An 11940-nucleotide genomic window follows, 5' to 3' on the forward strand; every position below is an offset into this window, starting at 1 on the left:
AACATGGCGCGCGTGCTATTCACAAATGGGAATGCCTTTATATGAAACGTTTTCTGAGCATCGCCATGGCGTTGTGCATCGGCCTGACGATGGCCATCGACGCCAATGCCGCCAAGCGCTTTGGTGGTGGTAAAAGTGCGGGCGCGGCCCCGACTCACCAGACCAGCCAGATGGCACCGTCCTCGGCAGCCGGTCCGACTGCCGCCACCGCAGGCGCGGCCGGTGCCGCGGGCGCTGCCACCAAGGCCGGCGGTGCTTCACGCTGGCTCGGCCCCCTGGCCGGCATCGCCGCCGGTGGCCTGCTGGCCTCCATGTTCATGGGTGGCGGCTTCCAGGGCATGCAGATCTTCGACATCCTGATCCTGGGAGTCATTGCCTTCCTGGTGTTCCGCTTCATTGCCGCCCGTCGTCGCAAGCAGCAGGAGCAGTACGCTCCGGCTGGTCATGCGCCGATGCAGCGTGAAACGTTCAACCAGCAGCCTGCCGGCGGCTCGATTTTCGGCGGTTCGGCTCCAGTGGCCGCCCGTCCGGTGATCAATGCCCCCGCCTGGTTCAACGAAAAGAACTTCATCGAGGCCGCACGCACCCACTTCCACTCCCTGCAGCAACATTGGGACGCGAACGAGATGGACAAGATCGCCGAGTTCGTGACCCCTCAAATGCTGGAGTTCCTCAAGCGCGAACGTGCTGACCTGGGTGATGGCTACCAGTCCACCTACATCGACAACCTTCAGGTGCAGTTGGACGGTGTCGATGACCGCGCCGACAAGACCATCGCCACCCTGACCTTCAGCGGTGTCTCGAAGGACTCCCGCTTCGACCAGGGCGAAGCATTCAGCGAAAGCTGGAACATGGAGCGCGCCCAGGGCGAAAACCAGCCTTGGCTGGTGGCAGGTATTCGCCAGAACGGTTGAACCTTTGCGCGTTTCACCTGTTGAAATAAGAGAACCCCGGCTCAAGCCGGGGTTTTCTATTTCGCGGTTGCATCTACGGCGCGCTACTGTATAAACCGCCTCATGTAAAACCGCGCCATCGAGAAAGAGGACACCCGGACGTGGAAGAAATCATCGAACAATTGCGTGAAGCCAACGAACCGGTACCGGTTCCACTGGAGTTGCCCGACGAAGACTTGCTGGTAGAGATCGAAGAGCAGTTGTTCATCGATATCCCGTTCGTCTTCAGGGAGTTTTTGCTGACCGTCAGCGATGTCATCTATGGCAGCCTGGAACCGGTCACCGTTACCGATCCCAATTCCCATACCTACCTGCCGGAAGTGGCTGCCACTGCCTGGGATGCAGGTGTTGACCGCAGCCTGATCCCGATCTGCCAGGACGGCGACGATTATTACTGCGTCGAAGAAGACGGCACCGTGGTGCTCTGGCAAGCCGAAGAAGAACTGGTTGCCGAAGAAACCTGGGAGTCCGTCTGGCACTGGGCACGGGACGTCTGGCTGGAAAGCTGATCAGCCTCAGGGATCAATGCCCGGACGACTCCTTGTGGTTGTCCAGGGTTTCCATCAAGGCCACCTGCATCCTGGTATGCAAGCGGACAAACCAGCGCCAGAGCAATGCCGCCACGGCAGTCGCCACCACGGCGATCAACACCAGCAACTTGTTGGTTGGCAGGATGCTGGCCGACAAGGCGGCCAATAGCAGGAAAATCACCAGCAGCGAGAGGATCGGGATCACTTCGGCGATCACCCGTCGCACCCGCTGGGTATGACGACCGGCCATCTCGGCCTTCACGCCCATCTCCGCCAGCAGCATCGACAGTGCCTTGAGCTTGCGATAGGCAGCGATCAGGAAGGGCAGCGACAACAGCAATGCCCCGCCCCAGATCAACGCTTTCTGCCAGCTCGGGTCGCTGATCCAGTCTTGCACGTAGATCGACATCCGCTCGGCGAAATACCCGCCCGACACAAAAATCGCGATGACCAGTGCCAGGTTGATGCCCACCTGCAACAGGATCCGCCTGATCATCGACGCGACCAACGCCCCTTCGCCCTGGGGCTGGATACTGCGCAGCCATTCACCGTACATGCCCAACACACGCGTCAGCCGTTGTGGCATGACTGCTGCCAACTTGAGGGACAACGGATCAGCGGCGCGGATCAAATAAGGCGTCGACAGTGTGGTCAGCACCGAGACGGCGACCGCTACCGGATAGAGGAAGTCACTGGTGACCTGCAGTGTCATTCCCAGTGAGGCGATGATGAAGGAGAACTCGCCAATCTGCGAAAGCCCCATCCCGACCCGCAGTGAGGTGCGTCCATCGTTGCCGGCGATGAAGGCGCCGAGGCCGCAGGACAACATCTTGCCCAGCACCACGGCCGCCGTGATCACGGCAATCGGCCAGGCGTATTGCAACAATATGGCCGGGTCGAGCATCAAGCCTATGGCCACGAAAAAAATCGCGCTGAACAGATCTCGCACCGGCTCTACCAGCCGCTCGATTTTCAGCAACTGCCGGGACTCGGCCATGATCGCTCCGATCAGGAACGCGCCGAGCACCATGCTGTATTCCAGTTTCACCACCAGCAGGCAGAAGCCGAAACACAGGCCCAACACGGTGATCAGCAACATCTCGTTGCTGTCGAACTTCGCCACGTAGGCCAGCAGCCTCGGCACCAGCAGGATGCCGACGACCAGCGCGACGATCATGAACAGGGACAGCTTGCCGACGGTGGAGAATACTTCGCCGGAGCTCACCGTTCCGCTGACAGCGATGCTCGATAACAAGGCGATGATGCCGATGCCCAGGATGTCTTCGACGATCAGCACGCCAAAGATCAGCTGCGCGAAGCGTTCGTTCTTCATCTTCAGGTCGTTGAGCGCCTTGACGATGATCGTGGTCGAGGAGATGGCCAGGATCGCGCCCAGGAACAGTGAGTCCATGGTACTCCAGTCGAACCAGCGACCGATCTCATAGCCGATCCAGATCATCAGCACGATTTCGAGGAACGCCGCGATAAATGCCGTGGCGCCGACCTTGAACAACTTGCGCAGGCTGAACTCCAGGCCCAGGCAGAACATGAGGAAGATCACACCCAGCTCGGCGAGGGTCTTGATGGTGTCTTCATCATGGATGAAGCCGAACGGCGGCGTATGCGGGCCGATGAGAAAGCCGGCAACGATGTAGCCCAGCACCACCGGTTGCTTGAAACGATGGAAGAGCACGGTCACCAACCCGGCTGCCATCATGATGATCGCCAGGTCTTGTATGAAATTGATGGCATGCATCGGTCGGGCTCCCTGATCAAATATGACTCATCGCCAAGCTGGATAAGCCCACTTCCTTTGTAGGAAATGCCCTTGCGATGGGCTTTTGCAGGTTAACACCGCGACTTCCGACAAAAAGACGGTGCAATATATGGAAACAGATCCATCGACGCGTGACGGCGACCACAGGCGCAGCGTCCCGATATCGGTGGTTTTGAAAAACCTGATGGCCTATGGGCCAGCGACCAGCGTCCGCAGAGGCGCACTCCCTGAATTGCTGCCTTGAACCGTGAGTACGTTATGGAACCCGGAAACGCCCAACTGTCGATGACGGTGTTGATGACCCCCGATATGGCCAACTTCTCTGGCAATGTCCATGGCGGCACCCTGCTCAAATACCTCGACGAAGTCGCCTACGCTTGTGCCAGCCGTTATGCGGGACGCTACGTGGTGACCTTGTCGGTGGATCAGGTGATCTTTCGCGAACCCATCCATGTCGGCGAATTGGTGACCTTCCTGGCGTCGGTGAACTACACCGGCAACACATCGATGGAAGTCGGCATCAAGGTCGTGACCGAAAACATCCGCGAACGCTCGGTACGCCACACCAACAGCTGTTTCTTCACCATGGTTGCGGTGGATGACCAGCGTAAACCCGCGACAGTCCCACCCTTGCAACCGCAGAACAGCGAAGCAAAACGCCGCTACGAGCAGGCGCAGCAGCGCCGGCAGATCCGTCAGGAACTGGAGAGGCGTTACCAGGAGATCAAGGCGGACGGGCCTTAACAGGCAGATAACATGTAGGAGCGAGTTTGCTCGCGATAGCGACGGATCAGTCGGCATTGATGTTGGCTGATTCACCGCCATCGCGAGCAAGCTCGCTCCCACAGGGGGCCGGCATTGATCAAAAATTGATCGGCACCGCCTCGAACCGCACCCGTGGATGAGCGATCCGGTCCTGGGCCCGGATCAGCTCCAACTCATAGCTGGCGCACGCCTGGGTTTCCAACAGCACCTCGTGCACCGCCGCCGCGGCGAACTCGAAGGCCGCCACCAGGCTGTCTCCCAACAGGACCCGCGCCAGGAACAGCCCCGACGTCAGGTCACCCACGCCCACTGGCTGGCGAGGGAACGCCAGCAAGGGACGGCTCAAGTGCCAGCTGCCATCGGCAGTCACCAGCAGCATTTCGAAGCGATCCTCGGGCTTGCCGAGGTAGGCCAGGTGCTTGACCAGGACCGCCTTCGGTCCGCGCGCCATGAGTGCGCGAGCCATGGCGACGCAATCGAGCAGCGACTGCGCCCTGCGCCCAGAGAAGCTGTCCAGTTCCAGTTGATTCGGACACATGAGGTCTGCCACCGCCGCCGCCTCATCCAACAGGAACTCACTGACCTCGGGCGCCACGATACAACCCTTCTCCGGGTGCCCCATGACCGGATCGCACAGATACAGCGCCCTGGGGTTGGCGGCCTTGATTCGAGCCACGCCCGTCAGAATCGCTCGCCCTTGGGCGGCACTGCCCAGATAGCCGGACAGCACGCCGTCGCAATTGCCCAGTTCACCAATCGCTGCGATGCCTTCGACCAATGCCGGTATCTGCTGCGGCGCGAGCACTTCGCCGGCCCATTGGCCGTACTGGGTGTGATTGGAGAATTGCACGGTATTGAGCGGCCAGACATTCACGCCGATACGCTGCATGGGAAATACCGCAGCGCTGTTGCCTGCGTGGCCGAATACCACATGGGATTGGATGGCAAGCAGATGAGGCGTCCGTTTCATGGGGAGGGTTTTCCGTAAAACGATTGAAATTCAAGCCGCGCAGTATGCGACTAAACGCAGCCTGTACGACAGACCGGCGACACAGTTAAGCTGATAGCAACTTGTGGGAGCACTTCGTTCATGCTGACTCTTGGAAACATTTTCGTGCTGATGCTGCTGGCTACCGGCGGCGCCTGGTTGTGGCACAACCATGGCTTGCGCGAACGGGCCCTGGCGAGGGTCGTGCAGCATTGCGCCAACCTCAAGATCGAGCTGCTGGACGGCAACGTAGCGCTGAAGAAGATCGGCTTCGTGAAGGATGGCAGCGGGCGGCGAAGGCTGGCCCGTGTCTACAATTTCGAGTTCACCGTCACCGGTGAATCCCGTCATGCAGGCACCATTACCCAGTTTGGTGCCCACAGCGCGCAGATTGAACTCGCGCCCTATCCGATGCCTTTTGAAGAAACATCTGAAGCGCCGGTTGAACCGATCCAGACCCGGCCTCGGGCCGAGGTCATCGAGTTGAGCCAGTGGCGCCAGGAACATAACAAGTGGAAGCCTTGAAACAGCTCTGATTTCAGGGAAGCCGGCAGTTCGCCAGGCCGGCTTGCAGCGCTTCAACGTCCTGCGACCTGGTGAAAATCAGTTCGAGCCGCGAATCCTGGCGCCATTCGCTGGCTTGCCAAGTCAGTTGCCCCCCATCCAGTGCATTGGCCGATACCCAACCGTCGACACTGTGGATAACCAGCTTCGCCCGCCCCCAGTTGCCGCCTTGCAGCCAACGCGTCAGGGCCGACGGGTCGAAACGCTGGCTCGAGTGCCAACGCCAGCCGATGCTCCAACCCTCTTCCCGCTGCTGATGCAAGCAGATCGGTAACGTCGGATCGGTCCAGATCGCCGGCATCTGGTCCACACCCTTGGGTAGATTCAAGTTATCCACGGCGCCACTGCCCCGCACAGCAAATCCCGGCAGCCTGTCGAGGGGCAATGCAGACTGTTGCGTCCAGTGCTGCGCAAGAGGCGGTAGTTGGATAGTAACGCGGTCACGGTCGGTTTCACTGAGGCCTTCGGACTTGTTCAGCACCAGCAGTCCGGCATCGGCCAGCGCTTGCTGCTGCGCCTCGGGTAAAGGTCTGCCCTGGGCCAGCGCCTGGGCATCCAGGACCATCACGCAGGGCTGGAGCGCCAGCACGCCGAGCCACGGCGCCTGCTGGAGTTGTCGCAGCAATTGCGCAGGATGGCCCAGGCCGGACGGCTCGATAAACAGGCGGTCCGGTCGCGCCTTGCGCAACAGACGGCCGAGACCGATCTGAAACGGCGCACCGTTGACACAGCACAAGCAGCCCCCAGCCACCTCTCCCAGTGCGATACCATCGGCCGCCTGAGTCAGCAAGGCGGCATCCAGGCCGATCTGGCCGAACTCGTTGATCAGCACCGCCCAGCGCTCATCGGCCGGGCGCTGGGCCAGCAGTTGCCTGATCAGGCTGGTCTTGCCAGCCCCCAAAGAACCGGCAATGACATGGGTGGGGATGTTCTGCAACATACTCGGCGACTTTTGATGGAGGTGAACGATGCGGATAATCGGTTGGTGCTTGTTGGCGCTGATTTCGGACCAGGCACTGGCCCAGGCTTGCGTGGTCCACAGTCAGGCAGAACGGCTCGATGTGCAAGTCTGCCAGCAGAATCGCAACATCCCACCCAAGCTGTTCGCCGACGGCTTCTGCCAACCAAACCTTGCCGGGCAGAAAGTCGAGGTGCAATACGTCGATCAGTGTCCCGGCGGTGCCTTTGGCATCTGCAGGAACGCCCAGGTCGCCAATATGCCTTACCGCCAGGATATTCACTATTACGGCGTAGCCACCGATGTCGCTTATCTCAAGCCGTTTTGTGAAGGGAAAAGCCAGGGTACCTGGCTCAAGCCTTAGGCTCTGAGTGAAAGTCTTGAGACGAAGGTCAGGCTGTTTTCAACGCAGCATCACCGAGTAGCAAGGCCTTTCATACAGAGCTCAGGTTTCAGGCCAGCCAGTCCAGCGTGAGGATCAACCGGCGTTCCCCCGGGGCCGGCTCCGGCGAGCGATGAATCAGGCCGAAGCCTTCGTTGCCCAGCCACTTCTCCCCCTTGAGCAACGCCACTTCGCCACTGCAAAGCTGCTGGATCAACTGCGGATCGCGGGGCTCGGCGTCAGGTTGAGCCAGCCGGCGACGATCCATGACGCCTTCCTCGAGCCATTCGCTGCCAGCACCGGCATATGTTGTGATCAGCCGCACTGGTACATGGTCGACGTGAAAGCGCGGGCACATGGCCTTGTCCAGCGTTCGCAGGCGCAGGCCGACCCGCTTGGCGCCCAGCAGGCAGGCAAAAGCGCTGACCAGCCAAGCGACATCGGCAATGAAACCTTCATAGCCATGCAGATCGCTGAAGCCGGCGGCAAGTCCCTTCAACTCAGGTTGAGTGTCCTCTTCAGGCATATCGAGCACCAGCGACTCGGCCAGCGGTTGATCCATTGAAAGCACCAATGCCGCAAAATCACTGATGTGCGCCGGAAGCTGGCGCTGCCAGACCGCCAGATTGGTACCGTCCTCCAGAATCTGCGCCAGGGTCCGCGGTGTATCGCCCTGGACCTGCCGAACCTGGGGCGCTCGTTTCAGACTGGGCGCCAGCATCACGCCGCGACCTCGTCATGCCAGGAGCCGAACGGATCGGGCAACAAGCGCCACCCCTCGATGCCCAGGGACATTTCCGCCTCCGTGAGCAGGCACCCGTCCAGTTCCTCGGTGAGCAGTTCGAAGTCGATGTTCTGGCCGATGAATACCAACTCCTGACGGCAATCCCCAGTGCCGGGTAACCAGTTCTTCATGATGGCGGCGGTGCTTTCCGCATCCTGAGGCCATTGATCCTTGGGCACGAACCGCCACCAACGCCCGGCAAAACCATGTCGCATCAACCCACCGGCCTGGGACCAACTGCCCGCCTCCTCGGGTTTGCTGGCCAGCCAGAAGAAGCCTTTGGAGCGCAGCAGCTTGCCGTTGATCCAGGGTCGTTCGATCAGGTCGAAGAAACGCTGGGGATGAAAGGGTCCACGCGCCCGGTAGGCTGTCGAAGCGATGCCGTATTCCTCGGTTTCAGGTACGTGCTCGCCACGCGACTCCTGCAGCCAGCCGGGGGCTTGAGCCGCGCGTTCGAAATCGAAGCGACCGGTGTCGAGGATTTCTCCCAGCGGCACCTGCCCCATGACCATGGGCATAATCTTCGCGTGAGCATTGAGACGCTTGAGGATAGCCATCAGCTCTTCTCGCTCGTGGCGGCTGATCAGATCGATCTTGCTGATCAGAATCACATCGGCGAACTCGATCTGCTCGATCAGCAGATCCGTGATCGAACGCTCATCTTCCTCTCCCAGGATTTCGCCCCGTGATGCCAGGTTCTCGGCCGCCTGGAAATCCGGCAGGAAGTTCACCCCGTCGACCACCGTCACCATGGTGTCGAGCCGCGCGACATCAGCCAGGCTTCGACCTTCTTCGTCGCGGAAGGTGAAGGTCTCAGCCACCGGCAGGGGCTCGGAAATACCGGTGGATTCAATCAGCAGGTAATCAAAGCGCCCTTCCCTGGCGAGTTGCCCGACCTCTTCGAGCAGATCCTCACGCAGCGTGCAGCAAATGCATCCGTTGCTCATCTCCACCAGCTTTTCTTCGGAGCGATTCAAGCTGACATCACGCTGAACTTCGCTGCCGTCGATGTTGATTTCGCTCATATCGTTGACGATCACCGCCACACGCAGGTTGTCACGATTGCGCAGGACATGATTAAGCAGCGTGCTCTTGCCGGCACCGAGAAACCCGGAGAGCACAGTTACGGGGAGACGATTGGGCATCAGGTATATCCTCATCGGGCGGCCGTGTTGGAAGACGTGTTTTTGCGGCGCAGGTTGTCAGGCTGCCGCTCGGTCAAGGCGGCTCAGTTAATGTTATACTATAACGATAAATTCTCGCTAGCCCGAGATCCAACTGATTGAGAACCGTTGATGCGCATTCTTTTGAAATTCGTATTCGCAGGCCTGCTGCTGTCCGGCGCCATGCCGGCCTCTGCCCAAACCCCGTTATTGGCAAACTGCACTCGCAGCGCGAACTTGCTCGCCTGTTCTGATGAGCAAGGGAATGCCTACAGCGTGATGACGGCCGGGAATACGGTTTATTTGCGCGGTTTCGAGGCGATGGGAAAGCGTCATTGGGCGCAAACCACCAGCCGTTATGGGCAGTTGACCTTCTTCACGGGCTTGGCCTCCGACGGTGAAGCCTGGGTCGGCTATAGCCGCCGTGTCGGTTGGACAACACTGAATCGCTTTTCCAGCTCGGGAGGTTCCGCCGGTAAATTCATCTGCGGACGCGTGAATGGCTGCCAGGAATCGCGCTGATGTTTCACGTGGAACGAACGTGAAGAGCAGCATGAAACTCTATTCATGAAAAAGATCTGGTCGATTTTATTGTTACACTATAACATTAAAATCGAACCCATGACGGATCTTGATCATGAACGCGTTTACGCTTCCGGACATTGCTGCCCAAGCTTCGCGCCAAGCCTTGCCTCTCGATTGGGTGGGTATGTGCGGCGTCGCCTTACCTGTACTGATCGACGGTCAACAATTGAGCGCCACTGCTGACCTTGGCGTCAGTCTCGACGATGAAGAAGCTCGCGGCATTCATATGTCCCGCCTGTACCTGGCATTGGAGACGCTGGAAAATTCGCCACTGTCTCCTCCGCTGTTGCACCGTACCCTGCAACAATTCCTGGAAAGCCATGAGGGCCTGTCCCAAGCTGCATCCCTGATCATTCATACCGAACTGATGCTCAAGCGTCCTGCCCTCGTCAGTCCACTATCAGGTTGGAAGCGCTATCCCATAAGTATCGAAGCTCAGCTGAAACACGAAGTGTTCCACGTGGAACTGAACATCCAGCTTCCTTATTCATCCACCTGTCCATGCTCGGCTGCTCTTGCCAGACAATTGATCCAGCAGCAATTCGTAGAGGATTTCGCCAATAAAGCCGTGGAACACGGAGAGGTTCTGGCCTGGCTGGGTTCTACGGAAGGCATCGCGGCCACTCCCCACAGTCAACGCAGCTTCGCGTCTCTGAAGGTTCGGTTGGATCCAGGTATCAACCATCTGCCGCTGTCGGCATTCATCAACCAAGCTGAAGCAGCCTTGGGTACCGCAGTACAAACCGCAGTCAAACGCGCCGACGAACAAGCATTCGCCCTCGCCAATGGCCAGAACCTGATGTTCTGCGAGGACGCTGCGCGACGACTGAGCCTGGCCTTGAGACAGTCTCCCGACGTTATGGCTCTCAATGTGCGCGTCGTTCACGCAGAAAGCCTGCATGCCCACGACGCCGTGGCTCAGAGCCGCTGGGCTCGGGAGGCAGCATGATCAATTGCCAGGCTTTGCGCTGGGGCCCGCCGGGACATCCTCTTACACCCGAGTTGTACTTGGAGCGCCCTGCGGGCAGCTTGACGGCGATTATCGGCGCCAACGGCTCGGGCAAGAGCAGCCTGCTGAAAGTCCTTGCCGGGCTGCAAAAGCCTCTGTCCGGCACGATCACACTGACAGTTCCACGTCGGGGCGGCGTGTCGTTCCTGCCCCAGCAGCAACACCTGGATCGACAATTTCCCATCAGCCTTCAAGAGTTGGTGGCCGCAGGGGCCTGGGGAAGCCGACAGACACCAGCCGAGCGAAGCCGGCGACTCGGAACGGTGCTGGAGAACTGGGCTCTGACTGGGCTGGAGAATCGTCCGCTCATGGCGTTGTCCGGAGGCGAATTACAGCGCGCCCTGCTCGCTCGCCTTAGCCTGGCCGAAGCGCCATTGCTGTTGCTCGATGAGCCCCATGCGGCACTCGACGAAGAAGGCCAGGCACTGTTGTGGAAGCACATTCATGGCTGGCATGCCGAGGGCCGTACCCTGGTGGTGGTGTGTCACGACCTTGCCGCCGTACGCCAGCATATCCCCCACACCTTATTGGTCAGCCACGCGGGCTGCACGTTGGGACGCAGCGTCGATGTGATCACCCAACAACCTCATATGAAGGTGGCTTGATGCTCGCGGCCACCCACCTTTGGCAGCCCTTTCAGGAATTCGTCTTCATGCGCAGGGCTTTGCTCGGTGGCCTGGTATTGGCCTGCAGCACGGCGCCGTTGGGAGTATTTCTGATCCTGCGTCGCATGAGCCTGATCGGCGACGCCGTTGCTCACGGTATTCTGCCCGGAGCAGCGTTGGGCTTCTGGTTCGCCGGGTTGAGCCTGCCGGCCTTGACGTTGGGAGGCCTCGGCGCGGGCCTGGGCATGGCCGGGCTCGCGGCTTGGGTGACGCGCCGGACCGGCCTGCGGGAAGACGCCAGCCTCGCAGCGATTTATCCCATCTCTCTGGCAGCCGGGGTGTTGATCCTCGGCATGGCCGGTAAACGCCTGGATCTGCTGCACCTGTTGTTCGGTTCGGCCTTGGCGGTGGACGGCCCGACCCTGACCGGCATGCTTTGGGTATCGGCGGCCAGCCTGATTGCCATGGCGCTGATCTACCGCCCGCTGTTGCTCGACACCCTGGATCCGCTGTTCCTGCAAACCGTCAGCCGTCTCGGCCCGTTGGCCCACGGTGTATTCCTGACACTGGTGGTGTTGAACCTGGTGATCGGCTTCCAGGCGATTGGCGCTCTCATGGTGGTCGGCCTGATGATGTTGCCGGCCGCTTCCTCGCGGTTCTGGAGCCGTCGCTTGCCGGCCCTGATAGCCATCGCGGCGCTGTTCGGCTGCCTCTCGGTCTGGTTCGGCCTGTTGCTGTCCTTCTATTTCTCCCTGCCCAGCGGCCCGGCCATCGTGCTGGTTGCGGGAGTGTTGTATCTGTTGTCCGTGATATTCGGTCCGGTGCACGGTCTGCTGCACCGCCCGCCCTTGCTCACATCCCCATGAGGTGTTCCCCG

The 11940-nt window shown here is 60.0% G+C and carries 14 protein-coding genes; 9 read left to right on the forward strand and 5 right to left on the reverse strand.

The genetic code is table 11. The features are described 5' to 3' along the window. The first annotated feature begins 41 nt into the window (after positions 1-41). Positions 42-914, forward strand: a complete 873-nt coding sequence (locus N005_RS26555; protein WP_047703884.1) for a Tim44 domain-containing protein — start codon at positions 42-44, stop codon at positions 912-914. Positions 915-1054: 140 nt separating this feature from the next. Beyond that, positions 1055-1462: an SMI1/KNR4 family protein gene (locus tag N005_RS26560; protein WP_047703885.1), complete on the forward strand. Its 408-nt coding sequence runs from the start codon at positions 1055-1057 to the stop codon at positions 1460-1462. A gap of 13 nt (positions 1463-1475) precedes the next feature. Here N005_RS26560 and N005_RS26565 read toward each other — a convergent pair whose 3' ends face one another. Continuing rightward, entirely contained in the window at positions 1476-3239 is a 1764-nt protein-coding gene (locus N005_RS26565) for a cation:proton antiporter (RefSeq protein ID WP_047703886.1), read from the reverse strand. Positions 3240-3518: 279 nt separating this feature from the next. On the opposite strand from N005_RS26565, the gene N005_RS26570 reads away from it, so the two are divergent. Beyond that, a complete protein-coding gene (locus N005_RS26570) occupies positions 3519-4004 on the forward strand; it encodes an acyl-CoA thioesterase (protein ID WP_047703887.1) in 486 nt (161 codons plus the stop codon). A gap of 118 nt (positions 4005-4122) precedes the next feature. On the opposite strand, the gene pdxY is transcribed toward N005_RS26570, so the two are convergent. Then, positions 4123-4995, reverse strand: a complete 873-nt coding sequence (gene pdxY / locus N005_RS26575) for a pyridoxal kinase PdxY (protein WP_047703888.1) — start codon at positions 4993-4995, stop codon at positions 4123-4125. A gap of 120 nt (positions 4996-5115) precedes the next feature. Here pdxY and N005_RS26580 point away from each other — a divergent pair, with 120 nt between their 5' ends. Then, positions 5116-5538, forward strand: a complete 423-nt coding sequence (locus tag N005_RS26580; protein WP_047703889.1) for a DUF3301 domain-containing protein — start codon at positions 5116-5118, stop codon at positions 5536-5538. 13 nt (positions 5539-5551) lie between these two features. Here the strand turns inward: N005_RS26580 and N005_RS26585 are convergent, their stop codons facing one another. Further along, positions 5552-6517, reverse strand: a complete 966-nt coding sequence (locus N005_RS26585) for a CobW family GTP-binding protein (protein WP_047703890.1) — start codon at positions 6515-6517, stop codon at positions 5552-5554. 28 nt (positions 6518-6545) lie between these two features. Between N005_RS26585 and N005_RS26590 the strand changes: the two genes are divergently transcribed. Continuing rightward, positions 6546-6899, forward strand: a complete 354-nt coding sequence (locus tag N005_RS26590; RefSeq protein ID WP_047703891.1) for a hypothetical protein — start codon at positions 6546-6548, stop codon at positions 6897-6899. 88 nt (positions 6900-6987) lie between these two features. Here the strand turns inward: N005_RS26590 and N005_RS26595 are convergent, their stop codons facing one another. Next, positions 6988-7638, reverse strand: coding sequence for a DUF1826 domain-containing protein (locus N005_RS26595; RefSeq protein WP_047703892.1), 651 nt, complete (start codon positions 7636-7638; stop codon positions 6988-6990). Then, on the reverse strand, positions 7638-8846 hold the full coding sequence (zigA, locus tag N005_RS26600) for a zinc metallochaperone GTPase ZigA (protein WP_047703893.1): 1209 nt from the start codon (positions 8844-8846) through the stop codon (positions 7638-7640). The genes N005_RS26595 and zigA overlap by 1 nt, the downstream gene beginning before the upstream one ends. Positions 8847-8996: 150 nt before the next feature. On the opposite strand from zigA, the gene N005_RS26605 reads away from it, so the two are divergent. The 4 genes from N005_RS26605 (at position 8997) to N005_RS26620 (ending at position 11929) form a co-directional block, all read left to right on the forward strand. Next, positions 8997-9386, forward strand: coding sequence for a glutamine synthetase (locus N005_RS26605; protein WP_408003356.1), 390 nt, complete (start codon positions 8997-8999; stop codon positions 9384-9386). A gap of 115 nt (positions 9387-9501) precedes the next feature. Further along, the gene (folE2, locus tag N005_RS26610) at positions 9502-10398 is read left to right on the forward strand and encodes a GTP cyclohydrolase FolE2 (protein WP_047703894.1); all 897 of its coding nucleotides are present in this window, start codon (positions 9502-9504) and stop codon (positions 10396-10398) included. Continuing rightward, positions 10395-11063, forward strand: a complete 669-nt coding sequence (locus tag N005_RS26615) for a metal ABC transporter ATP-binding protein (protein WP_047703895.1) — start codon at positions 10395-10397, stop codon at positions 11061-11063. Before folE2 ends, N005_RS26615 begins: the two co-directional genes overlap by 4 nt. Then, entirely contained in the window at positions 11063-11929 is an 867-nt protein-coding gene (locus N005_RS26620) for a metal ABC transporter permease (RefSeq protein ID WP_047703896.1), read from the forward strand. Before N005_RS26615 ends, N005_RS26620 begins: the two co-directional genes overlap by 1 nt. The last annotated feature ends 11 nt before the right edge of the window (positions 11930-11940 follow it).

The organism is Pseudomonas mediterranea CFBP 5447 (assembly GCF_000774145.1).
Classification (GTDB): domain Bacteria; phylum Pseudomonadota; class Gammaproteobacteria; order Pseudomonadales; family Pseudomonadaceae; genus Aquipseudomonas; species Aquipseudomonas mediterranea.